This window comes from Streptomyces sp. NPDC002835 (genome assembly GCF_053591995.1).
Window position 1 is genome coordinate 74,763 of the sequence record NZ_JBSFUW010000026.1, and the last position, 23,356, is coordinate 98,118.

Consider the following 23,356-nt stretch of genomic DNA (forward strand, 5'->3'; position numbering starts at 1 on the left):
CATGATGCTGTGCACCAGGCTGACCAACGCGCGCATCCTCACCATGGACCCGGACCGTCCGGTCGCCCGCGAACTGGGCATCTGGCACGGACGGGTCGTGGGTCTGGACGACGCCGTGGCCGGTCTGCCCGCACGCGAGGTGATCGACCTCCAGGGCGCCACCGTGCTGCCCGGTTTCATCGACAGCCATGTCCACTTGGCGTGGGCGGGGCTGAAGGCGAACTCGCCGAGCATCGCCGGCTGCGAGCGGGTCGAGGACGCCCTCGCCGCCGTCGGGGAGGCGGCCTCCCTGGGCGGCGTACCCGGCGGCTGGCTGGACATCGGCGGCTACGACCAGCGGGCCCTCGGACGCCATCTGACCGCGGCCGAACTGGACCGGGTCAGCCACGGCCGCCGCATCTTCCTGATGCACGACTCCGGCCACGCCTGCGTGGTCAACAGCGCCGTCCTGGACGTGCTCCCGCCCGGCGTCCCCCACGAGGACGGCCTCCTCGTGGAGAGTGCGATGGGCGCCGTACGCCGGCTGCGCCTCCCGTACGCGCAGGAGGAGCTCGCCGACGCGATCGAACACGCCGGCCGGGTCTGCCTCGCCGAGGGGATCACGGCCTGCGCCGAGGCCGGCATCGGCGGCGGCCTGCTCGGGCACAGCCCTGTCGAGCTCGGCGCGTACCAACTCCTGCGCGACCGGGGCCGGCTGCCGCTGCGGGTCCAGCTCATGCCGGGGGGCGGCGTCCTCCGCCCGCTCGACGCGCACGAACACGACGGCATACCGCGCGCGATGGACCTCGGACTGCGCACCGGGTTCGGCGACGACTGGCTGTCCGTCGGCGCGCTCAAGATCTACACCGACGGCGGCATGATGGCGCGCACGGCCGCCCTCACGGAGCCGTATGAGGGCACCACCGGGACCGGAGAGCTCCAGGACGACCCGGAGCGCCTCGCGTCCCTCATCGTGGACGGCCATCTCGCCGGCTGGCAGCTCGCCGTCCACGCCATCGGCGACCGGGCCGCGGACCTCGCGCTGGACGCCCTGGAACGGGCGCAGGCGCTGCGCTCCCGGCCCGACGCGCGGCACCGTGTCGAGCACGCCGGGCTGATCCGGCCCGACCAGCTCACGCGCTTCGCGCGGCTCGGGCTCAGCGCCGTGGTCCAGCCCAACTTCCTGCGCTACTTCGGCGACGACTACGCGACGATCATGGGCCCGCGCCGGGCGCCGTGGATGTACCGGGGCCGGGGCTTCCTCGACCACGGGGTCACGCTCGTCGGCAGCTCCGACCGGCCCGTCACCGACGGATCGCCGCTGCGGGCCGTCCAGTTCATGGTCGAGCGGGCCTCCGTCTCGGGCGCGCTGATCGGCCCCGACGAGTCGATCACCGTCGAAGAGGCGCTGCGCGCCTACACGGTCGGCGGCGCGTACGCCTGCCGGTGGGACGACACGGCGGGCAGCCTCGGCCCGGGCAGGCGCGCCGACCTCGTCGTGCTCGGTGACGATCCGCGCGCCGTCGACCCGTCCCGCATCGGGGACATCGAGGTTCTGGCGACGTTCGTGGACGGACGCGAGGCGACGGAGGGCCGGAAGCTGTGAGCGACGACCACCGGGGCCTCGGCGTGCGGGCGTTGACCGTTCCGGCGCGCCTGGGTACCGACCCCCTGCCGACGGGGTGGCCGGGCGGGCAGGGCGCCAGACTGTGGAGCGTACGGGTCAGTGAGTACGCGACCCGGGCCGGCTCGCTGCACACGCTGCTCGACGCCGGTGAGCGGGACCGGTACCGCAGCTTCGCGCGGACCGCCGACCGGGACCGGTACCGGGTCGCCCATGTGGCGCTCCGTCAACTCCTGGGCGGCTACCTGGCATACGACCCGGCGGCGGTGCGGCTGGAGCGGGAGCCGTGCCCCGGTTGCGGTGAGCCGCACGGCCGTCCGGCGGTGGCCGGCGCCCGGCCCGCACCGCTCCACTTCTCCCTGTCGCACGCCGCCGACGCCGTCCTGCTGGCCTTCGCTGACACGCCGGTCGGCGTCGACGTCGAGGAGTGGCCGAGCGAGGACGTGGCGGCCGAGGTGGGGCAGATGCTGCACGCCACCGAGCGCGCCGAACTGGCGGCGCTGCCGCGCGCGGCCCGTCCCGCCGCGTTCGGGCGCTGCTGGGCCCGGAAGGAGGCGTACCTCAAGGGCGTCGGCATCGGCCTCGGCGAGAACCCGTCGGTCACCTACGTGGGTACGGGGGACGTCCCGGCGGCCGTACCCGGCTGGTCGGTCACCGACGTGCAGGCCCTTCCGGGGTACGCGGCGGCCTGTGCGCTCCGTACGGAGGACGGCCGCGATCAGGCGACTTGGAGATCGAGTTAGGTAAGGCTAACCTTGCTCTGAGCGTTCCATCGGGGTCACGCGGCGATTCAACCGCCTTCCCGCACGGTGGAACCGAGGAAGGAATGCCTTGATCACGGCCACGCCGCGCCCCGCCGCCCTGCCGCACCGCGCGCTCCCACCGACCGGCTTCCCCCCGTTCTCCGTCCGGCCCGCACGTCCCGGCGATGCCGACGCGCTGGTCGCCCTCTCGCGGCCGTTCGTACGCTCGGGAGCGCTGCGTGAGCGCCCACGGGCCCAATACGCCTCCCAGGCACCGGATTTCCTCGTCGCCGAGGCACCCGACGGCACGCTCGAAGGGTGCCTCGGGCTGAGCGTCCACCCTGCGGAGCCGTCCGCGGGGCCGCCCGTCACCGGCGTCCTCTACAACTTCTGCGTCGCCGGGCACCGGCAGGGCTGCGGCATGGGGGTCCGCCTGCTGCACTCCGCGCTGGCGAGGGCACGGAACCAGTCGCTGCGGACCGTGTTCACGGCGACGACCGGCAGCGGGCACCTCTTCCTCCGGCAGGGCTTCGCACCGGCCAGCCCGAGCCTGGCCCCCGCGGCCTGGGCGCAGTCCCTGGACCCGCGCCGCAACGCGCGGGTGCTGGCCCGTGTGCTGTGAGCCGGGCGATGTGAAGGGCGGGCCCGGGAGCCGATACGGCTTCCGGGCCCGCCCTCGTGGAACTTGTGGAGCGTCCGCTTACGGCACCGGTTTACGCGCCGCCTTCGCCCTCCGGCCCGGGCTCCCCCGGTAGGGGGTCCGGGATCACCGTCGTGCCCGGGCCGTCCTCGGCGAAGACGCCGCGCACCAGTGCGTGCGGCACCCGGCCGTCGATGACCCTGGCCCTGCGGACACCCGCCCGTACGGCCCGCAGACAGCCCTCCATCTTCGGGAGCATGCCGCTCGCCAACCCCGGCAGCAGGGCGGCCAGTTCACCGGCCGTCAGGCGGTCGATCACCTCGGTGCTGCGCGGCCAGTCGGCGTACAGCCCCTCGACGTCGGTCAGCACCACCAGCCGTTCCGCCCCGAGGGCGACGGCCAGCGCGGACGCCGCGAGATCGGCGTTGACGTTGTAGACCTCCCCGTCCGCGCCGCGTGCGACGGGCGAGATCACGGGGATGCGGCCCTCCTCCAGCAGGGTGCGCACGGTCCCGGGGTCCACGGCCACGACCTCGCCGACGAGACCGATGTCCACCGCCCGGCCGTCCACCCATGCCGGGCGCCGGACGGCGGTCATGGTGTGCGCGTCCTCGCCCGACATCCCCACCGCGAAGGGGCCGTGGGCGTTGAGCGCGCCGACGAGTTCGCGCTGGACCTGGCCGGTCAGCACCATGCGGACCACGTCCATGGTCTCCGGTGTGGTCACCCGCAGCCCCGCCTCGAAGCGGACCTCCAGGTCCAGGCGGTCGAGCATGGCGCTGATCTGCGGTCCGCCGCCGTGCACGACGACCGGGCGCAGGCCCGCGTGCCACAGCTCCACGACGTCCTGGGCGAACGTCCGGTGGAGGTCGGGGTCCACCATGGCGTTGCCGCCGAACTTGACGACGACGGTCCGGCCCTGGAGCTCCTCCAGCCAGGGCAGGCCGCCGGCCGTCAGGGTGTCCGGCAGGCAGTCGGCGGCCGCATCGGCCGCCTCGTCGTCGGCGGCCGTACCGCTCGCCAGCGATCCACGGGCAGCGGTCAGGCTCACGGGGCCACTCCATTCACGGGCAGGCCCAGTTGTTCGGGCAGGCCGAGGGCGACGTTCATGCTCTGCACCGCGCCGCCCGCGGTGCCCTTCGTCAGGTTGTCGACGGCGCTCACGCAGATCAGCCGGCCGGCGTCCGGATCCACGGCGATCTGCACCTGGACGGTGTTGGAGCCGAGCACGGCGGCCGTCGAGGGCCACTGTCCGGGCGGCAGCATCCGTACGAACGGCTCCTCGGTGTAGGCGGATTCGTACGCCGTGCGCACCTCGTCCTCCCCGCCCCGGAGTGCGTCCGGGCGGAGGCGTGCGGAACAGGTGGCGAGGATGCCCCGGGGCATGGGCGCCAGCGTCGGGGTGAAGGAGACCGTGACGTGCTCGCCCGCCACGCGGGACAGGTTCTGCGTCAGCTCGGGTGTGTGCCGGTGGCCGCCGCCGACCCCGTACGGGCTCATGGCGCCCATCACCTCTGCGCCGAGCAGTTGCGGCTTGAGCGCCCGCCCGGCGCCCGACGCACCGCTGGCCGCGACGATCACGGCCTCCGGCTCGACCAGCCGGGCCGCGTAGGCGGGGAACAGTGCGAGCGTGACGGCGGTGGGGTAGCAGCCGGGCACGGCGATCCGGGATGCTCCCCGCAACTCGTCGCGCGCGCCGGGGAGTTCGGGGAGTCCGTACGGCCAGGTCCCGGCGTGCGCGGAGCCGTAGAAGCGCTCCCAGGCCGCCGGGTCGCGCAGCCGGAAGTCCGCGCCGCAGTCCACGATCAGCGTGCCGGGGTCCAACTCCCGTGCCGGCGCGGCCGACTGCCCGTGCGGCAGGGCCAGGAAGACGACGTCGTGCCCGCGCAGAACCGCCGCCGAGGTCTCTGCGAGTACCCGGTCCGCGAGCGCGGCCAGCTGCGGCTGTACGGACCCGAGTGGCCGGCCCGCGCTGCTGTGCGCGGTCAGCGCGCCGATCTCCACGCCGGGATGCGACAGCAGCAGGCGGAGGAGTTCCCCGCCCGCGTAGCCGCTGGCACCGGCCACCGCGACCCTTACGGTCATGTTCGTCCGTCTCTCTCGGTCCATGCTCTCTCGGTACGTGCGCGCACGTCACAGGGTGGGCGCCGCAGGGTTGCCGCCACGGGGACTCGGTCACGCGTCCCGGCGAACGTCTGGCGGCGCCCTGTCGATCAGGAGCCGCGCGGCGGGCCTCGGTCACGGCCCGGCGTGTTTAGGGTAGCCTAACCTAAATCTGCGCCTGTGGTGGCTCGGATCAGGCGTCCCGCCAGTAGCCGAGCGCGTGCAACCGCTCCTTGGGGACGTCGAGTTGCTTGCGCGCGAAGGCGGCGAGCGTACGGGTCGTCGCGGTGTCGCAGGCGATCCACACGTAGGAGCCGGCGTCCAGTTGCTCCGGCAGGCTCGACCGCACGGTCTCGACCAGAGCGGCCCCGCCGTCGCGCCGGGGGACGCGGACGACCTGGCGGCCGGGGGTGCCCTGATCGGCGATGCCGTCCGCGTCCGAGGGGTCCGTGGGGTCCGTCCGGTCCGAGGTCTCGAACCAGATGGTGGCCGGGGTCAACGGCATCGACGCCAGCAGGGAGTTGATGGCCGGCCGCGACGCCGGATCGCCGACCACGAGCAGCCGCGACGGCGGGGGGTCCGGCACGGTGAACCCGGTGCCCTGGACGGTGGCGTCGATCCTGTCGCCGGGCCGGGCGGCGCGCGCCCAGTCGCTCGCCCGCCCCGGATGCAGGACGAACTCCATGCCGAAGGTGCCGGCGGCGGGGTCCGGGTCCACCAGGGTGTAGGCCCGCTGATGCGGACGCCCGTCGTCGTCGAACCAGAGACGCACCCACATCGTGGGATGCGTGCCGGTGACGCTCAGCATCCCGCCGTCGGTGAACGTCAGCCGGTGCAGATGCTCGGAGACCCGTTCGTTCGAGCGCACGGTGAAGGTGAAGTCCCGGCCTCGCAAGAGTTTCAGGGCGACGCCCTGCCAGCCGTGTCCCATGGTCTGCCCCCTGGCCGCGCGCGGAGACGCGTCGATTCGGTTTCGTGTGGTTCGCGACGCCGGGGTCAGGGGCGGGCGGACGGGTGCCGGTGGTGGGTACAGCGCGGCGCCGTGAGGAGCTGCCTGACCTGCTCCCCGGCCTCGGCGGCGTCCCGGGCCGTGGCCGGGAACAGCAGGCGCAGATCGCAGTGGCCTTGGCGGTACTCGCAGCGCAGGGCGATGCCGTACTGGTCCACGGCGAGCGGCAGGACCCGCACCACGCCGCGCGGCAGCCGCGACCCGGCGCGGGCGACGAGGTCCGCGACCATGTCCTCGTGCGAGTGGGCGAGATGCGTCAGCATCGCGGCCTCCTCGCCGGCGAGCGGATCGGGCTCGGCGAGAGCGAACTCGTCGAGCCCGACGTCCTGACTCCCCGCGGCGGTCCGCAACGTGACGCGCGCCAGGTCGAGCCGGAGCGCGTCGTCGCCCACCGGGGCGAGCCAGCCGGAGATCGTCACCCTCGCCCGTACGCGGTCACGCAGCGCGGTGGGCGCGATGTCGGTGAACTCCAGCAGGGCGGCGAGGCTGCCGCGCGGCGCGACGGCGGCCTGAGCGGCCAACGGGCTGTCCTCGCCGGGACGCAGCGTGATCCGCCCCTTGCCGCCCACGGAGTGCATCCCGATCAGGTCGTACGCCTGCCCCTCCGTGGTGAGCGACAGAGACACCGCCCGGGCCAGTACGGACCGGACGTGCTCCGCCGGGGTCTGCTCGGGCAGGGCTGTGTCTGCGGCGGCACTCAAGGCAACTCCTCGCGGGACGTGGCGACTCCGGGCAGGGGCCAGGGATCAGCCTCCTCGATTGAGGTAAGGCTAACCTAACTTACGCTGCTACGGGAGTCCCTGCCCGACCCGGTCAGCCGTGCGCCCCGGCCGCGAGGGGTCTGAACGCCGCCCAGGCGTCGGGTGACACGGTGAGGTGGCTCCCCACCCCCCGCCGCACGTTCGCGCAGCGCTTCTCCGCCACCCGGCGCGGAGCGCGTCTTGCCCGGCTGCCGGCCGCGCACCAGCTCGCCGAGGGCACCCGTACGGCACGGCGGCGTACGAGACGGTCACGCTGGTCGTCGCCGAACTCGCCGCCAACGCCGTGCTCCACGGCCGCGTACCCGGCCGGGACTTCGCCCTGTTCCTCGCCGAGGAGCCCGTCCGCGGCGTCGTCCGGAGCGAGGTGTCCGACACCCATCGGTCGCCGCACGGCCGGGCCCGTCCTGAACGCACAGCGGAGCCGACTGAGCCGCCGCGGGTCACTTACGGGCGACGTAGACCGTGTTGGTGGCCGTGCCGTTCTGCAGCGGGTTGTCGAAGTGGACGACATGGGCCTCGGACTCGGCGAACGTCTCCGCCAGCACGGCGCTGAAGCCGTCCTCGGGCGGGTCGTTGGACCACAGGGCGAAGACGCCGCCCGGCCGCAGTCGCTCGGCAAGGGCGCGCATCCCGGCAGGCCGGTAGAGCGCCTCGTGACGGGGGTGCAGGACCTGGCGGGGCGAGTGGTCGATGTCGAGCAGGATCGCGTGGAAGAGGCGGTCCGGGTCCTGCGGGTCGAGGGCGCCGCCCTCGGCGACGCCGGCGAAGAAGTCGCCGTGGACGAGCCGGCAGCGCGGGTCGGACACCAGGCCGGGGCCCAGCGGTACGAGCCCGCGCTCGTGCCAGTCGATGACCTCGGCGAGCGCGTCGACCACGATCAGCGAGCGCACCCGGGGGTCGTCGAGGGTGGCCCGTGCGGTGTATCCGAGGCCGAGACCGCCGACGGCCACGTCCAGTCCGGTGTCCGGCAGAGCGGCGAGGCCGAGGCGGGCGAGAGCGATCTCGCCCGCCGTGAAGAGGCTGGACATGAGGTACTCGTCGCCGAGTTTCACCTCGTACACGTCCTCACCCGACCCCGGGTCCCGTCGACGCCGCAGACAGATGTCGCCCATCGGTGTCGGCTTCCAGTCGAGCTCGGCGAACCGCGCGCTCATTTCTGCTCCGTTCCTTGTTCGTAGCTGCCGCACGTGACGCTCCGCATCACCCGAACCGGGGTCATGCCCGCACGTGATACGGGCCGATGCGGGCCGACACGGGCCGCCGCAGAGCAGCGGCGGCGCCGACCGGGGCTGCGGCCCCACGGGGGTGGGACGGAGCCCCGGTTACGGGAAGAGGCGGAGCGGGGGAGACCCGGGGCAACGGCCGGAGGGCCGGGGCGTCACCGACGTCCCCGCCCGGCCGGTGCCGGCCCTGGTCAGGCGTCGATGATGACGGGGATGATCAGGGGCTTGCGGCGGTAGGTGCGGAACGCCCAGTTGGCGACCGCCCGGGCGATGAGCTGCTCGAGCTGGTGCGCGTCGCCGACGCCTTCCTCGGCGGCCTTGGCCAGGGTCTTCTCGATCACCGGGATGACCGGCTCGAAGGTGGAGTCGTCGTGGACGAAACCACGGGCCAGGAAGTCGGGCGTCTCCGCGAGCGCCCCGGTGTCGGCGTCCACGATCGCGACGACCGTCACCACACCCTCCTCGGCGAGGGTGACGCGGTCCTTCAGGGACGCCTCGGTGGCGCCGCCGACGGTCATGCCGTCGACGTAGACGTTGCCCGCGGGCACCTTGCCGGTGATCGAGGCGCGCCCGTCGACCAGGTCGACGACGACGCCGTCCTCGGCGATCACCACACGGTCCGGGTCCACGCCCGTGCGGATGGCCAGGTCGGCGTTGGCGCGCAGGTGCTTCCACTCGCCGTGCACCGGCATGACGTTGCGGGGCTTGACGATGTTGTAGCAGTAGACCAGCTCGCCGGCGCTGGCGTGGCCGGAGACGTGGACCTTGGCGTTGCCCTTGTGGACGACGTTCGCGCCCCAGCGGGTCAGGCCGTTGATCACCCGGTAGATGGCGCTCTCGTTGCCCGGGATCAGGGAGCTGGCGAGCAGCACCGTGTCGCCCTTGCCGATGCGGATGACGTGGTCGCGGTTGGCCATCCGGGAGAGCGCGGCCATCGGCTCGCCCTGCGAGCCGGTGCACACCAGCGTGATCTTGTGCTCCGGCAGCTTCTCCAGTTCCTTCATCCCGACGACGAGGCCGGAGGGAACGTTCAGATAGCCCAGCTCGCGGGCGATGCCCATGTTGCGGACCATCGAGCGGCCCACGAAGGCCACCTTCCGCCCGTGCTGGTGCGCGGCGTCCAGCACCTGCTGGATGCGGTGCACATGGCTGGCGAAGCTGGAGACGATGACCCGCTTCGGGGAGGTGCGCAGGACCTGCTCGATCGCGGGGTTCAGCTCGCGCTCGGAGGTCGTGAAGCCGGGGACCTCGGCGTTGGTGGAGTCGGTGAGGAACAGGTCCACACCCTCCTCGCCGAGCCGGGCGAAGGCCCGCAGGTCGGTGATCCGGTCGTCCAGCGGGAACTGGTCCATCTTGAAGTCGCCGGTGTGCAGCACCATGCCGGCGCCCGTGCGGATGGCGACCGCGAGACCGTCCGGAATGGAGTGGTTGACGGCGACGAACTCGCAGTCGAAGGGGCCGAACGTCCGCCGGTCGCCCTCGCGGACCCGTACCGTCCGGGGCTTGATGTTGTGTTCCTTGAGCTTGGCCTCCAGGAAGGCCAGGGTCAGCTTGGAGCCGACGACGGGAATGTCCCTGCGCTCACGCAGCAGATACGGCACGCCGCCGATGTGGTCCTCGTGGCCGTGGGTCAGGACGACGGCCACGATGTCGTCGAGGCGGTCCCTGATCGAGGTGAAGTCGGGGAGGATCACGTCCACCCCGGGCTGTGTCTCCTCGGGGAACAGCACACCGCAGTCGACGATCAGCAGCTTGCCCGCGTGCTCGAACACCGTCATGTTGCGGCCGATCTCGCCCAGACCTCCCAGGGCGACGACCCTCAGTCCTCCGGCGGGCAGCGGAGGGGCGGCTTTCAATTCGGGATGTGGATGACTCATACGCCGACGCTACCCGAGAGAAGCCGCAGGTGATCCACGGCGCAATCCAGTGGTTCCCCGGTCGCGCGGACGCGGGGGCCGTCACGGTACGCATCCGGCCACGCGGCGTCACGAGTCCGGCCACTGCGCGTGACGCCCGATGGCGGCCGCGTCAGTCCTGCGACGGCGGTGTCACGAGTCCGCCGACAGCCGCGTCACGAGTCCGACGACGGCCAGTCCAGGAGCCGGGCCCCGATCACCGCCGTCTGGAGAGTGTAGCGGTGCACCGGGTCGGTGGGATTGGAGCCCGTGACCTGGTGGATCCGCGCCAGCCGGTACGTCAGCGCCCGGACGCTCAGATTCAGCCGCCGGGCCGCCTCCGCAGAGACGCAGCCCGAGTCGAAATACGCCGTGAGGGTGTCGAGCAGCGGCCCGGGCCCGCCGCGGGTGGTCTTCAGCGGTCCGAGGACGTTGTGGACGAGATCGGCCATCGCGGCCCGGTCACGGGTGAGTACCGGATAGACCAGCAGGTCCCCGGCGCGCAGGACGGGGTCGTCGAGATGCATCCGCCGCGCCAGATCAAGGGCGTTGAGCGCCTCCTCGTAGGAGTGGACCACCCCTCCGGGGCCGGGGTGGGGGCGCCCGACGGCGACCTGACCGCCGTCGGTGGCGGCGTGGGCGTGCTTGGCGAAGAACGTGAGGATGTCGGCGTCGTCACCGGGGGCGATGCACACGAGCCGGCCGTCCTTGGTGGTCAGCAGGATGCGGCGGTCACCGAAACGGGCGTACACCGCCTGCTCCACCTTCCGCAGCACCGAGCCGGTCTCCTCGTACGAGGCGAGGTTGCCCGCCACCGCGACGGCGTGGGCGTGGGAGAGCCGCAGCCCGAAGCGCTCGGCGCGCTCGGCGAGACGGCCCAGGTCACTGCCGCCGTAGAGCAGGTCGTCGATGAACTCCCGGCGGGCCGCCTCCTCCTGACGCACCGCCAGCCGCTGGGCCCGCTCGTACCCCTCGGCGAACGCGTCGATCGCCTGCTCCACCGCCCCGAGCACGCTGTCCGCGGCGGCGCCCGGCCAGGCCGCCCGGGTGGCGGCCAGATGCTGCACGACGAGCGCGCGCAGCCCCAGGCCGGCCTCCGCGGCCTGCTCGCCGAGCGCCCGCCGGGACTGCAACTCGTCGCGGGTGAGCCGCCGCCCGGTCGCGGCGACCTCGGTCAGGATCTCCGTGTACCCCGCCAGGTACTCCTCGGGAATCGTCCGCCTTGCCACCGTGCCCCCCGGTTCGTCATGCATTCTTCGTGATGCCGTCTTCTCGACGCGCCCCTGACGCCCTTGTGACGCGACGCGATCCCACCAGGGTGGCAGACGGGGGAGGGGAGCGTCGCAGGTGGTGAGCGGTACGGGCCGCGCCGCGCCACCCCGACCTCGTACGGTACGGCCCCGGGGGCGTCGCCGGGGGCCCGCCGCCAACTCCCGTGGAAAACCGGTGTCCTCGGCCCGGCCCCGCTCCCTAGACTCACCTCGCGCGGTGTGAACGAACGGCACCGCGGCGCACATCGACCACGGAGGGGAGCCCGGCCATGCGTACCAGCACCGCCGCCGCTTCCCGGTCACGCTACGACGTGATCCTGGTGTCCTCGTCCTTCCGGTGCCGGCTGCGCGGCCGCCACCGGACACCCGCGACGAACGCCTGATCTCCTTCCGTCCGCCGCCTCAGCTTCCCGCAGGCCCGCCCTGACGACCGTCCGGTCGCCGGGGCCGGGTGCGCCGTGACGCGCGCCCGTGCCGCGGCGGATGCCGGCGCAGTCTCTCCACCAGGCCGTTCGCCCCGGGAATCGCGCTGCCCCGCTCTCTCGACATCCTTGAAAGGCCCTGGGCCGTGCGTACCGACCCGCGACACCGATCCGACCGTTCCGCCACGTTCACCAGCGCGCTGAGCCGCGTCCGCAACCTGGGCATCCTCGCCCATGTCGACGCCGGCAAGACGACCGTGACCGAACGAATCCTCTACCTCACCGGCACCACCCACAAACGCGGCGAGGTCCACGACGGCACGACCGTCACCGACTTCGACCCGCAGGAGCGCGATCGCGGCATCACCATCTTCGCCGCGGCGGTGAGCTGCGTCTGGGACGACCACCGGATCAACCTGATCGACACCCCCGGCCACGTCGACTTCGCCGACGAGGTCGAGCGCTCGCTGCGCGTGCTCGACGGCGCGGTCGCGGTCTTCGACGCCGTCGCCGGAGTGGAACCGCAGAGCGAGGCCGTGTGGCGGCAGGCGGACCGGCACGCCGTGCCGCGGATCGCGTTCGTCAACAAGCTGGACCGGGCCGGCGCGGACCTCGACTCGGCCGTGCGCTCGATCAGGGAACGGCTGCACACGCTCCCCCTGGTGGTCCAGCTGCCCGTGGGACAGGAGGACGAGTTCACCGGCGTCGTCGACCTGGTGCGGATGCGCGCCCTGATCTGGCGGAAGGGACACGACACGTACGAGGAGGGCCCGGTGCCCGACACCCTGCGCGCGGAGGCCGAACGGCGCCGCCGCCTGCTGGAGGAGACGGTCGCCGAACTGCACCCCGCCGCGCTGGAGGAGTTCTGCGAGCGGTCCGCGCTCACCGTGCCCACCCTGACGGCGGCGCTGCGCGACCTGACCCGCAGCGGGGAGGGCGTCGTGGTGCTGTGCGGTGCGGCCTACCGCGACTGCGGCATCGAGCCACTGCTCGAAGCCGTCGTGGCGTATCTGCCCTCACCGCTGGACGTGCCGCCGGTCCGCGGCGTCGACGAGAGTGCGGAGGGCGGCGCTGAAGGCGGTGCGGACCTGGAGCGGGCCGCCGATCCGGAAGCGCCGTTCGCCGGGCTGGTGTTCAAGGTGAACTCGACGGCCACGGGCCGGCTGACGTACGTACGCGTGTACTCGGGAACGATTCGGAAGGGGGACGCCGTGCTCGACGCGGGAAGCCGCCGCTCGGAGCGCATCGGCCGGATCCTGCGCGTTCAGGCCGACCGGCACGCCGAGGTGGACCGGGCGGAGGCCGGGGACATCGTCGCCGTCATCGGGATCAAGTCGGCCCGTACCGGCGCGACGCTGTGCGCACCGGCCGCGCCGCTGCTCCTCGAACCGCCCACCGCGGCCGCTCCGGTCGTCACCGTGGCGGTCGAGGCACGCAGCCGGCTCGACACCGACCGGCTGGCGACGGCGCTCGCCCGGCTGGTGGAGGAGGACCCGTCCCTCGCGGTACGGACCGATCCCGAGACCGGTCAGACGGTGCTGTCGGGCATGGGCGAACTGCACCTGGAGGTCGCGGTGGAGAAGATCCGCCGCGCCCACGGGCTGGAGGTCGGCGTCGGCCGTCCGCAGGTGTCGTACCGGGAGACCGTCACCCGCGGCGTGTCCGGTTTCGTCCACCGGCACGTCAAACAGGACGGCGGCGCGGGGCAGTTCGCGCACATCGTCCTCGACGTCGGGCCGCTGGACCCGGACGACGACCGGGCGGAGGGCTTCGCGTTCGCGTCGACCGTCACGGGTGGGCGGGTGCCGCAGGAGTTCGTCCGCGCGGTGGAGGCCGGCTGCCGGGACGCCCTCGCGGAGGGCCCCCTCGGCGGGCACCCGGTGACCGGGGTGCGCGTGACGCTGACCGACGGGGCGACCCACTCCAAGGACTCCTCGGAGATGGCGTTCCGTACGGCGGGCCGGCTCGGGCTGCGCGAGGCGCTGCGTGCGTCGGCGACGGCACTGCTGGAACCGGTCGTCGAGGTCACGGTCACCGTCCCGGACGACGCCGTCGGCACGATCCTCGGCGACCTCGCGGCCCGCCGCGGCCGGGTCACCGGCCAGAGCGTACGGTCCGGCACGGCGACGCTGACGGCCACCGTGCCGCTGGCCGAACTCTTCGGCTACGCCTCCCGCCTGCGCAGCCGCACCCAGGGCCGGGGCACCTTCACCACCCGCCCCACCGGCTACGCCCCGGCGCCGGCGTCGGTGACGGGTGGGGTGACGCCGTAGCACCCACCGACGGTGCGGGGCCGTCCTTGTACGGGACGGCCCCGCACCGGCGGCCCGGCCGGCGACCGGGCGGGCACGGACGCGCAGGGCCAGGAGGGGAGGAAGCGCCAGGGTGCCCGAGGCAGGCGCCGGGCCGCGGAGTCGACTCAACCCTTGTTGCCCGCGCGCAGCCACGCGATGTAGTAGCGGGCCGCGCGCTCGGTGTCGTATGCGGCCTCGTACCCGGGCCTCGTAGCCGGTCTCGTCCCGGAGACGGGCTACTTGCTCCGCACCTTCCCCAGCGGGTCGGGGTCCGCCTCCAGCGCGGTGACGGCCGTCTTCCAGCTCGTGTCCCCGGGGTGGAGGGCGCTGCGCAGGTAGGCCGTGGTGAGCTGCTGGATCAGGGCGACGCGCGCCGGGCTCTCGTCGGTCGTCTCTGCGACCTCGTGGCCGGGGATGCCGCCGAGCGAGTGTTCCGCGCCGAACAGGGTGAGCAGGCTCTTGTCGCCGGCGGCTTCGAGACGCTGCACGCCTACTTCCTCGACCGCCTCCTGCCGGTGTGCACCGAACTCCTCGAGGCTGCGGCCGCGTCCGGCGAGATCCGCTCCGACAACGACGCCTACCACCTCATGCGCGGCATCGGAAACCTCTGCATCGGCGCGGAGGGCGACTCCCGCTACGACCCCCGCCGACTGGCCGCACTCCTCGTCGCGGGACTGCGCCGGCCGTCCTGACTGCGGCGCCCGCAGGGCGACGGCCCCTCTCACGCGACCATGCCGAAGTCCCGGCGCCCGGACCAGCGATGACACAGGGACCGCCACCGCTGCGGTGTCAGTCTGCTGACGTATCCTGCCCGCCACCGCACACCGACTGTGAGGATCAAGAGAATTGACCGGCCTGTCTGCTTTCCCGCTGCCCTTCCATGCTTCCCGTTCCATTTCGTTCGCGACACCCCGAACGCTGCGGGAGCTTCAGATGATGGAGTGCAGCGCCCATATTCGGGCGAAGCCGGGGTGGGCCGACAAGATGAACGATGCCGACATCGTCGCCAGGTGGACGCAAGAAGCGCTCGTCCAGGGCCTCACCGAGGCGCAGGTTCGTTACGTGCTTGCCGAACTCCGGCATTACGCCGCGCTGCGGGACGGACGAACCGGCGTCGAGGTGTCCGCCGTCGACGGGGTATGGCAGTCCGACACACTGGTCGACGACAAGCTCAGAACCCGGCTGCGCGAGGCGGTTCGGGTTCTGGAGCAGGTCCCCGAGGCAGAACTGGACTGGCATCCCGGATCCGACGGCCAGGTACTGGATCTGGTGCATCCCTCACTGTTCTGCCTGGTGAGAGACGTGAGCGGCGCGCCCGAGCGGGCCTGGCAGAACCCGACGGACCACTACTCGAAGTACGAATTCTCGGAGAAGTTCCAGTGGCTGCCCACGGACGTCGACGTCAGTGACGACGGCGACGTCACCTTCCGTTCGTACGTCAACAACGTCCACCCCGAGACTCATCGCGAACTGGCCTCTGTGCTGCCGGACTTGTTCGCACGCTTCCGCCCGTTGCTGGAGAACGTGCTCACCGATCTGCGCCACCCGCGGCCCCCGCGGATCGAGGCCGATCCCTACGGGTGGTACGACTCGGAGCCGGAGTATCCGGACAGAGCCTCCTACAGTGACGATGCGGCCTACCAGGAAGCCCGCGCCGCGTGGGGAGAGGCCTGGGAAGGCTGGTGGGAGAACCGCCGCCCGGTCGTCCCGGACGCCCCGGCCTTCACCTCGCCCGAGCTGCCCGACGAATCCGCCCGGGTCGACCTGCGCGGCCGCCGTCTCCAGGTCATCGTCAAGCTCGCCACCATTCATCTCACTCCGGACAAGCCCGAGTACCCCGGCGGCTCCTGGCATGTCGAGGGGATGTTGAACGAGCGGATCGTCTCGACCGGCATCTACTACTGGGACAGCGAGAACATCACCGAAAGTCGGCTGAGTTTCCGGGCGGCACTCAATGACCCGCACTACGAACAGAACGACGACACCGGTGTGCGGGAGGTCTACGGCCTGGAGGACGAAGACGCACTGAACCAGACGCTGGGGTCGACATCCACGCCGGCGGGCCGCTGCCTGGCGTTCCCGAACATCCTGCAGCACCGCGTCGGCTCATTCCGCCTCACGGACCCCATCCGCCCGGGACATCGCAAAATACTCGCGTTCTTCCTGGTGGACCCGTCGGAAAAGATCGTCTCGACATCCGATGTACCACCGCAGCAACCATGGTCGGACACCTCGACCATGACGCTCGAACAGGGCAAGAACTACCGCGAACAACTCATGCAGGAACGCAAGTTCTTCGTCGACGAACACAACGAGCAGCTCTACGAACGAGAATTCTCCCTCTGCGAGCACTGAACCTCTTCTGCCCGTGCCGGCCGGCACGGGGCCGCTGCCTCCGGCCGGCTGATCCGGGAGACAAGCCGCGACCAGGGCCCGCCTCCGGACGGGCACAGCGGCCGAGGCGCTGTGTACCGACGGCGAACTGGCTCGTCCGGACGGCTGGTTCGTGGCGATCGGGGGGAGTTGATTGCGTGAGACAGCACTGAGGGGCGAGCCCGGGAGGTATTCGTCACAGGCGCCATCGGCGGGTTTCCACGTTGCTCTCGGGAAATGGGCCGTGCCAGGATTTCGTGCGTGAGTGAACAGTGCTCGGCCGCGGTCATGGCGACGGCGTCGCCGACCAGTACCGGCCGGATGCCGGCGGGCATCCGCGGATGCCCGCCGACCCGCTCCACCAGCGGAAAGCCGCGCCACTCCGGGATGTTGACCGGACTGACGGTCCCGGCGACCGTGTCCACGGGCCCGGCGCTGGCGACGCCCATGCAGGCCAGGGCCTCCCACGCGGCGTGCGAGGCCAGCTCGTCGAGCACGGCGGTGACGGCCCCCATCAGCACCTCGGCCGACTCCCGGGCGGGCGTCGCCCGCTGCGCCCGGACCACAGGACGGCCCCGCGTATCCGGGTCTTCGATCTTGAGCGGTGCGCCTCGCCTGACACCCTGACTCTTCGTCACAGTCGGTGACCCGGCCCCATCGGCGCCGAGGCCGGCCTCGCCGTCCCGCGCCCCGATCCACGACGGCATCGCGACGGTGATCTGCGCGGCGGTGGAGACCGGCCAGGGCTTCTCCACGCTCCCCCGCCAGAACCTCCAGGAGACACTGGGGATCGACGAGGTCCGAGTGGTCTCGGTCGACACCGACCAGCCCCCGGCGGGCCCGGCGGCCCACGGCCGCCACACCTGGGTCTCGGGCGGCGCGGTCGAGCGGGCCGCCAAGATGGTCCGTACCCAGCTCCTCCAGCCCCTGGCCCACAAGTGAGGTATGTCCACGGAGCTTCTCCAGGTCACCGACGGCAAGATCACCTCGTACGACGGCGTGCTCTCCACGACGGTCACCGAGGCGATGGACGGCAAGGAACTGTGGGCGACGGCCCAGTGCCGCCCCACCCCACGGAGCCACTGGACGAGGCGGGCCAGGGCGACGCTTTCGTGGGCCTGGCCTTCTGAGCGATCCGCGCGGTGGTGGACGTCGACATCGAAATCGGCTCCATCCGCGTGGTCGAGATGGCGGTGGCAGGACATGGGCCGCGTCCTGAATCCGGCCCAACTGGCCACCGCATCGAGGCGGGCATCATACAGGGCGTCGGCACGGCCCTGACGGAGAACCTCCGCACCACCCGAGGCCTGCTCCGCCACCCGGACCTCACCGGGTACGCCCTCCCCACATTCCTGGACGCCCCGGACATCCGCATCGTGAAACTGGTGGAGGAGCGGGATGTCGTCCGCCCTTCGGGGTGAAGGCCGCGGGTGCGGTGCCGGTGGTGACGTCCCCGGCGGCGGTGGCCTCCGCGGTGCGCGCGGCCACGGGCAGGCCGGTCAACCGGCTGCCCATCCGGCCGCAGGCGGCGGTCGCTGTCACTGACTTGTGACGGATGGATATGTCCAACTTCTAAGGGTATGACGCGGGTTGGTGGATGCGACGTGCGGCAAGATCGGTCAATAATCGTACCTTGCACGTCACATCCTGTCGCCAGGAGGGTCATGTCTTTCGAAGAAGAGTGGGCCGGTCTCAAGGCGGCGGCCGCTGCCCGTATGCAGCTGAACGGTGCGCCGACGATGGACCCGCACCCTTCACCGTCCGACGGCGACCTCGTCATCTACGACGACGAGCTGGGCAAGATCGGCCACTCTGCCTATCTGCTGCACAACAACCTGAAGGCCGACGGGAAACACGCCCAGACCACGAGCAAGGCCGCCGGTACGAGCCTGACGGCGGACGGTTTCGAGACCGGCAAGGCGCTGACCGATGCGGCCAAGGTGTGGGAGAAGCAGGTCGGGACGCTGCTCGACGCCTGCGCACACATCTCCAACCATCTTGATTTCACCAAGGCGTCGAAGAAGAAGGACGACGAGTGGGTCGCCGCTCAGGTCGGCGCGTCAAAGATCTCCAAGTACTACGACGTGCCCGAGGAGAAGCCCGCCGACTCCGGCGCACCTTCGGTGACGAAGCCTCAGGGCCCGATCATCTGATCCCCCACACTCCCCGGCCCCCCCTTCCCCCCACCCGCGTACAGGTTCTAGTCGCTAGGCGAGGTACCCATGCTGGTGTTCCAGCAGCTTCTCAATCTGAAGACGAAGCCGCTCGACGAGGCGATCGACGACTGGGTCGCCATGCTCAAGAAGCTCAAGGAACTCGCCAAGGGTGCCGGGGACATGGGCACCTACGCACAGGGGACGGCCTGGAGGGGCGAGAACGCCAACGTCACCAAGCCGTTCGTGACGAGGACGGCGTACGAGTTCCAGGACGCGGTGACGCAAGCCGAGAGCATCCTCAATCTGCTCAAGGACGCCCACAGTACGTTCACCAAGGCCAAGGCCGACCTGAAGACGATCTACGAGAACCCGCCCAAGGGCCTCACCATCGCCCCCGACGGTGTCGTCGGCTACCGGGAGGACTCCGACGCCGACGAAGGCGCGGCCGAGGCGCTCCTCAAACGGATGGAGGCCGTACTCCAGCGCGCGGTGGACGCGGACGCGGCCTGCGCCTGGGGCCTGGCGAACCTCACCAAGGACAGCCGCGAATTCAACAGCCTGCACTACGGCTCACTGAAGGACGCGGCGGCGGGCGCGGCCAACGAAGCGCAAATGAGGCTGGACGAGCTGAAACACCAGCCCGAGCCAAAGTGGGGCAGCGGCACCATCAAGCCGGTGGCCGAATTCCTCAGCTACCGCTCGTGGATGAACAGTGGCGAGTACTTCCTGCGCGGTGACATGGACAAGGGCTGGAAGTACTTCATGGGTGGTGCGCCCTCGGCATCTGCCGGCCTGGTCGCCGGCGGCCTGGAGAAGAACATCGGCGGCGGCGGGCTGCACCGTAAACCGTCCGCGGTGAACATACTGGGCAAGTTCGGCGGCAAGGTATTCGGCGCACCGGTAGCGGTCGTGGCCACCGTGGTCGACTTCTATTACACCCCGCCGGGATCAAACAAGGAGCCGGGCGACGAAAAGATTCTCGCCCCCGATGCACCGCGCCGGGTGGAGTACAACAAATGAAGCACGCGAGCAACAAACCCACCTCATACCGCGGACCTTTCTCCTCCAACTGGCTGAAACCCAGAGGGCATCGCACATTCCTCCTCGGAATCGGCGCCTCGGTGGTCGGCTTCGCGGGCGCCGTCAGAAGATTGCTCGAGGGATCCGGAATCCTGCCGGTCCTCGGATTCTTCGCGGCGGGTGTGCTCGGAGTGACGCTCACGGTCGCGTGGATCGTGACGTACGCGAAGGAACACTGAGCCCGGCGAAGGACTCTCCTCTCCTGCCCCGGTGGTCTGCGGCGGTTGGTCATCGACCACTTGGCGGCTCACGCCATGAAGGCGTTCACCGCCACCCGCATCGGCCGGGGCCATCGAGAAGCCTGAGTGCGTGCCCCGCCGCACATGGGAGGTCGTACTCATGCCGCCGACGGTGTCGCCGCCGCAGCATGGGTGCACCGGATCATCGTCGCCTGGGCAGGAGTCCCAGCCCATGGACCGCGCACCGCTGTACGCTCCCGCCGGACCGGCATCGGCCCGCGCGCCGTTTCCCCGCGGCTCCGTCCAGCGGTCCGCAGCCACGGACACGGCGGGTTGATGGGTCTTCAATGTTGAGCGGTGCGGAGGTGTCCGCGGGCTCGGCGGGTGGTGACGCAGCGCGTGCGTAGGCGTTGGTCCTCTGCGCTGCGGAAGCCGAAGGCGTTGCGGGCGACGAGCTTGATCACGCGGTTGATGCCCTCGCTCTTGGCGTTGCTGTGGTCGGTGTCGAGGAATGCGGCGATCTCCGCCCACCACCGGTCCACGGTCACGGCCAGCCGGACGACCTCGGGGATGTCCGAGTCCGCGCACCAGGTGAGGAACTTCCATCGGGCATGGCCGATTTGGTGTCGGTCGGCGCTGGTGCGGGCCAGGGCGAGGAGATTGCGCAGGCTCTCCTTCGCGATCCACGCGGTCAGCAGCGTCTGCCCGATCTGCCCCTCGTCCAGCAGTGGGTTCCACATCTTTGCGAACTGCTCATCGGTGAGGTCCTCGCGGTTGCGCAGGAGACGTCGTCTGGCCTTCCATTCCGGGTCGCTGGCGCGTCCGCGTCGGCCGCGGGCCTCGGCGGTGGTGCGGCGCCTGAGTGTGGAGAGCATTTTGTTGGCGAGCTGGACAATGTGGAAGGGGTCGACCACGACGGTGGCGTCGGGCAGGCCGGTGCGGATCGCGGCGCGGTAGGTGGCCGACATGTCGATGGCGACGTGGGTGATGTTCTTGCGCCAGGTCAGCGGCGTGGTGGACAGCCAGGCCAGGACGTCGGCGACGGTGCGGCCCTCGACCTGGCCGAGCAGCCCGCCGTGGCCCAGCGCGTCGACGAACCCGGTGTGCCACCGATCCCGGGTCAGGCGCCACTTGCCGGACTCGGGGTCCTGCTCACACTTCGTCCTGCCCCGCCGGGTCTCGTCGACGCCGAGTACCTTCACCTCGGGCAGCGGGGCGTCGACGACCTCGCGCGCCGATATGCGGAAGGCACCCATCACCGTCGGCCAGGACAGATGCAGGTCGCGGGCGGCCTGGATGACCGTGGAGCCGGCATCGCGCACCCGGCGCCCGGCCGCCTGGCGCAGCCGGGCGGTGATCCGCGCCCCGGCCGGTATCTGGGCGACGCTCTCGGTAAACGACTTCCTCGGGCACTTCGGCTCGCGGCACCACCAGCGGCGCTTGTGCCACAACAGCACCAGCCCGCGCTCCCCGTAGGGAAGATCCCGCGGACGGGTCCGGGCTGTGCCCTTCACCTTCCAGGCGAAGGCCCCGCACTCCGGGCAGGCGCGAGCCGTTTCCTCCGCCGTGGCCAGATGCACCCGGCGGGTGCCGTCCTCAAGCCGCTCGACCCGTATGACGGACACCCCGTCGAGGTCGAGCAGCAACGTCGTATCGTTGACCAAGCCCGTGGCTCCCACATGATCGTTCTGCCTAGAGAACAGAAATGATCACTCAGGACCACGGGCTCCTTGCATCAGGGGGCACCAATGACCCCCACAGGTCACCTACTGTGACGAAGAGTCAGGGTGTCAGGCGAGGCGCACCGCTCAAGATCGAAGACCCGCGTATCCACGAGCGCTCCGGCGATCTTCGTACCGCCGATGTCGAGTGCTCCGTACACAACCATCGCGTCAGCCTTTCCCGGCAGAAGAAATCGGTCCCACCCTGCGGGGGACACCGTGCATGGAGCTGACAACGTTGTCTAGTAAACTGGTTTAGTTGAGTAAAGTTTAGTTCCAGGCCTCTTTCGCGGAGGCGGCCGTTCCAGCGGGAAACGAGCGGCGCGGACCGCGCATTGTCACCGACCACACCTACGGGGGCCCTTCACGCGGTGGGTCGGGCCCGGCGGCGAACATCCAGGGCGCGCACCGGCTGCCGCGACGGCGATTCGTTGCCGGAGTCCGGCATCGACTCCGACGGCCGGCGGCTCTAACCTCACTTCACCTGACAGGAGCCGCTGGTGAAGATCTTCCTCTGGTGCTGGATGGGACTGCTCACGACGACCGTGCTGCCCCTCGCCGTCGCCGCGATGCGCGGCTGGATGCCCCGGTGGACACGGGGACGCCGGACCCGTGCCCGGACCCAGGTCCAGGGCGTCTCGCTGCTGGTCCTGTACGTCGGGGGCATGCTGCACTCGGTCGTCCGGCTGTCGGATGTGCCTCGCGAGGTCGCCGACCTCTTCCTGCCCGCACTCTTCCCGGCCCTGATGTTCCTCGCCCTGGGCCTGCAAGGCGGCGCGGCGCTCACCGAATGGTTCGGCCGAGCACAGGCTCCGCACCACGGGCCGTCCCCGCAGACGGCCCCGATCCACGGCGCGCCGGAGCGGCAGCCGGAGTAGCAGCCGCCGCGCCGGACGCCGCGCGCGTTCATCCGCCTCCGGTCCCCTGCGCACGACGCGGGCGGCCGCGACGCCTCCGGGTTCGGCACGCCGCTGCGACCACGATCGCGACAGCCACCAGCCCTGCGGCCGCCATACGTACGAGTGCCAGAGGCCGGGGCTCCTCCTGGCCCGCCAGGCCGAAGCCGCCGAGAGCCGTGACCGTGACGCCCAGCAGTACGAAGCCGACGGACCAGCAGAGAAGGCCCCATCGCGGATTGCCCGACGCCAGATGGGGGGCCTCGTCCGGCTTGCGCCACACGCACCATCCCGAATACGCGATCAGCGGTCCCATCAGCAGCGGGACCACGTCGATGAGCCTGTCGAACTCGGACATGTCCACCCGCCCCTCACTTCCCCTCCCGAGCCGCGGACCCGGCCCGCGCTCCCCGGCCATGGTGATCGGCAGGCACGCCCGGCACACCACTGCCGCCCGGCAGACCGGCGAGCCGGGCGTTGCCGGAGTTCGGCAAACAAGCGCCGTCGTGCCGTGTGAGAGCCCGCGACCGGGAGAACGCGCCAGTCAGTGCAGTCCGACGATGCTGGGCGGCGCGAACACGTGCCGCGCCCGGTGCTCGTTGCCGAAGTGGGAGGCCGACGCGGCACGCGGGGCGGTGCCGGGGTCACGGGCGATCGCGTCGCGGTGGCTCTTGCAGCCGGCGCAGGCCGGGTCCCAGTCGGGCAGTTGGTCCGGGTGCGCGGTGGCCATGTGCTGCGCGAGGGCGATCTGCGTGCCGATGGCGCTGTCCATCGGGTCGAAGTCGATGCCCGGCCCGCAGGTGAGCCGGGCCTCTTCCGTCTCGTCCTGGACGTGCTTCATGGTCCGGTACAGGCCGGCGCAGTCCTTGCAGGCCCACATCCAGACGGGCGGCAGCGGCCATTCGTCCTCCGGCCTGATCCTGTCGTCACTCATCCCGTCACGGTATCGGCGCCCGATCCACCGATGTGCCGATCTCCACCAACTGC

Annotated in this window: 21 protein-coding genes and 4 pseudogenes; 13 read left to right on the forward strand and 12 right to left on the reverse strand. The window is 71.3% G+C overall.

Annotated features, from left to right (window positions below):
- The first annotated feature begins 4 nt into the window (after positions 1 to 4).
- From ACWD01_RS25260 to ACWD01_RS25270, 3 genes are all read left to right on the forward strand, one after another.
- Entirely contained in the window at positions 5 to 1,585 is a 1,581-nt protein-coding gene (locus ACWD01_RS25260) for an amidohydrolase (protein WP_451165100.1), read from the forward strand.
- Complete coding sequence (locus tag ACWD01_RS25265; protein ID WP_451165073.1) at positions 1,582 to 2,346, forward strand: 4'-phosphopantetheinyl transferase family protein; 765 nt, start codon at positions 1,582 to 1,584, stop codon at positions 2,344 to 2,346. The genes ACWD01_RS25260 and ACWD01_RS25265 overlap by 4 nt, the downstream gene beginning before the upstream one ends.
- A gap of 88 nt (positions 2,347 to 2,434) precedes the next feature.
- Positions 2,435 to 2,968 carry a GNAT family N-acetyltransferase gene (locus ACWD01_RS25270; RefSeq protein ID WP_451165074.1) on the forward strand — a complete coding sequence of 178 codons (534 nt, stop codon included), beginning with the start codon at positions 2,435 to 2,437 and terminating at the stop codon, positions 2,966 to 2,968.
- A gap of 91 nt (positions 2,969 to 3,059) precedes the next feature.
- Here the strand turns inward: ACWD01_RS25270 and argB are convergent, their stop codons facing one another.
- From argB to ACWD01_RS25290, 4 genes are all read right to left on the reverse strand, one after another.
- Positions 3,060 to 3,869 (reverse strand): acetylglutamate kinase, encoded by an 810-nt coding sequence (argB, locus tag ACWD01_RS25275; RefSeq protein WP_451165101.1) that lies wholly within the window; start codon positions 3,867 to 3,869, stop codon positions 3,060 to 3,062.
- A gap of 164 nt (positions 3,870 to 4,033) precedes the next feature.
- A complete protein-coding gene (gene argC / locus ACWD01_RS25280; protein WP_451165102.1) occupies positions 4,034 to 5,071 on the reverse strand; it encodes an N-acetyl-gamma-glutamyl-phosphate reductase in 1,038 nt (345 codons plus the stop codon).
- 211 nt (positions 5,072 to 5,282) lie between these two features.
- Positions 5,283 to 6,020, reverse strand: coding sequence for a siderophore-interacting protein (locus ACWD01_RS25285; RefSeq protein WP_451165075.1), 738 nt, complete (start codon positions 6,018 to 6,020; stop codon positions 5,283 to 5,285).
- Between the two features lie 65 nt (positions 6,021 to 6,085).
- Positions 6,086 to 6,799: a DUF2470 domain-containing protein gene (locus ACWD01_RS25290; protein WP_451165076.1), complete on the reverse strand. Its 714-nt coding sequence runs from the start codon at positions 6,797 to 6,799 to the stop codon at positions 6,086 to 6,088.
- 170 nt (positions 6,800 to 6,969) lie between these two features.
- Here ACWD01_RS25290 and ACWD01_RS25295 point away from each other — a divergent pair.
- A pseudogene (locus ACWD01_RS25295) lies at positions 6,970 to 7,238 on the forward strand (ATP-binding protein); the annotation flags it as partial.
- Between the two features lie 61 nt (positions 7,239 to 7,299).
- On the opposite strand, the gene ACWD01_RS25300 reads toward ACWD01_RS25295, so the two are convergent.
- The 3 genes from ACWD01_RS25300 to ACWD01_RS25310 form a co-directional block, all read right to left on the reverse strand.
- Positions 7,300 to 8,013 (reverse strand): spermidine synthase, encoded by a 714-nt coding sequence (locus ACWD01_RS25300; protein WP_451165077.1) that lies wholly within the window; start codon positions 8,011 to 8,013, stop codon positions 7,300 to 7,302.
- A 260-nt stretch (positions 8,014 to 8,273) separates the two neighbouring features.
- Positions 8,274 to 9,959: a ribonuclease J gene (locus ACWD01_RS25305; RefSeq protein WP_356897775.1), complete on the reverse strand. Its 1,686-nt coding sequence runs from the start codon at positions 9,957 to 9,959 to the stop codon at positions 8,274 to 8,276.
- Positions 9,960 to 10,153: 194 nt separating this feature from the next.
- Positions 10,154 to 11,206: a PucR family transcriptional regulator gene (locus ACWD01_RS25310; protein ID WP_451165078.1), complete on the reverse strand. Its 1,053-nt coding sequence runs from the start codon at positions 11,204 to 11,206 to the stop codon at positions 10,154 to 10,156.
- A 610-nt stretch (positions 11,207 to 11,816) separates the two neighbouring features.
- Between ACWD01_RS25310 and fusA the strand changes: the two genes are divergently transcribed.
- Positions 11,817 to 13,943: an elongation factor G gene (gene fusA, locus ACWD01_RS25315; protein WP_451165079.1), complete on the forward strand. Its 2,127-nt coding sequence runs from the start codon at positions 11,817 to 11,819 to the stop codon at positions 13,941 to 13,943.
- A gap of 257 nt (positions 13,944 to 14,200) precedes the next feature.
- Here the strand turns inward: fusA and ACWD01_RS25320 are convergent.
- Positions 14,201 to 14,431 (reverse strand): annotated as a pseudogene (locus ACWD01_RS25320) (chlorophyllase); the annotation flags it as partial.
- 3 nt (positions 14,432 to 14,434) lie between these two features.
- On the opposite strand from ACWD01_RS25320, the pseudogene ACWD01_RS25325 reads away from it, so the two are divergent.
- Both ACWD01_RS25325 and ACWD01_RS25330 read left to right on the forward strand, forming a co-directional pair.
- Positions 14,435 to 14,656: pseudogene (locus ACWD01_RS25325) on the forward strand (TetR family transcriptional regulator); the annotation flags it as partial.
- Positions 14,657 to 14,810: 154 nt separating this feature from the next.
- Positions 14,811 to 16,319 carry a DUF4246 domain-containing protein gene (locus tag ACWD01_RS25330; RefSeq protein ID WP_451165080.1) on the forward strand — a complete coding sequence of 503 codons (1,509 nt, stop codon included), beginning with the start codon at positions 14,811 to 14,813 and terminating at the stop codon, positions 16,317 to 16,319.
- A 290-nt stretch (positions 16,320 to 16,609) separates the two neighbouring features.
- Here the strand turns inward: ACWD01_RS25330 and ACWD01_RS25335 are convergent.
- Positions 16,610 to 16,933 (reverse strand): annotated as a pseudogene (locus tag ACWD01_RS25335) (ROK family protein); the annotation flags it as partial.
- A 118-nt stretch (positions 16,934 to 17,051) separates the two neighbouring features.
- On the opposite strand from ACWD01_RS25335, the gene ACWD01_RS25340 reads away from it, so the two are divergent.
- From ACWD01_RS25340 to ACWD01_RS25360, 5 genes are all read left to right on the forward strand, one after another.
- Complete coding sequence (locus ACWD01_RS25340) at positions 17,052 to 17,279, forward strand: molybdopterin cofactor-binding domain-containing protein (protein WP_451165081.1); 228 nt, start codon at positions 17,052 to 17,054, stop codon at positions 17,277 to 17,279.
- 203 nt (positions 17,280 to 17,482) lie between these two features.
- Positions 17,483 to 17,758, forward strand: coding sequence for a molybdopterin cofactor-binding domain-containing protein (locus ACWD01_RS25345; protein ID WP_451165082.1), 276 nt, complete (start codon positions 17,483 to 17,485; stop codon positions 17,756 to 17,758).
- 243 nt (positions 17,759 to 18,001) lie between these two features.
- Positions 18,002 to 18,490 (forward strand): hypothetical protein, encoded by a 489-nt coding sequence (locus tag ACWD01_RS25350; protein WP_451165083.1) that lies wholly within the window; start codon positions 18,002 to 18,004, stop codon positions 18,488 to 18,490.
- Between the two features lie 69 nt (positions 18,491 to 18,559).
- Complete coding sequence (locus ACWD01_RS25355; protein ID WP_451165084.1) at positions 18,560 to 19,513, forward strand: hypothetical protein; 954 nt, start codon at positions 18,560 to 18,562, stop codon at positions 19,511 to 19,513.
- Positions 19,510 to 19,752, forward strand: a complete 243-nt coding sequence (locus tag ACWD01_RS25360) for a hypothetical protein (protein ID WP_269730250.1) — start codon at positions 19,510 to 19,512, stop codon at positions 19,750 to 19,752. Before ACWD01_RS25355 ends, ACWD01_RS25360 begins: the two co-directional genes overlap by 4 nt.
- 344 nt (positions 19,753 to 20,096) lie before the next feature.
- Here the strand turns inward: ACWD01_RS25360 and ACWD01_RS25365 are convergent, their stop codons facing one another.
- Complete coding sequence (locus tag ACWD01_RS25365; protein WP_451165085.1) at positions 20,097 to 21,416, reverse strand: ISL3 family transposase; 1,320 nt, start codon at positions 21,414 to 21,416, stop codon at positions 20,097 to 20,099.
- Between the two features lie 557 nt (positions 21,417 to 21,973).
- Between ACWD01_RS25365 and ACWD01_RS25370 the strand changes: the two genes are divergently transcribed.
- On the forward strand, positions 21,974 to 22,351 hold the full coding sequence (locus ACWD01_RS25370; protein ID WP_451165086.1) for a hypothetical protein: 378 nt from the start codon (positions 21,974 to 21,976) through the stop codon (positions 22,349 to 22,351).
- A gap of 28 nt (positions 22,352 to 22,379) precedes the next feature.
- On the opposite strand, the gene ACWD01_RS25375 is transcribed toward ACWD01_RS25370, so the two are convergent.
- Entirely contained in the window at positions 22,380 to 22,727 is a 348-nt protein-coding gene (locus ACWD01_RS25375) for a hypothetical protein (RefSeq protein WP_451165087.1), read from the reverse strand.
- 186 nt (positions 22,728 to 22,913) lie between these two features.
- Positions 22,914 to 23,303 carry a hypothetical protein gene (locus tag ACWD01_RS25380; protein ID WP_451165088.1) on the reverse strand — a complete coding sequence of 130 codons (390 nt, stop codon included), beginning with the start codon at positions 23,301 to 23,303 and terminating at the stop codon, positions 22,914 to 22,916.
- Positions 23,304 to 23,356: the final 53 nt, after the last annotated feature.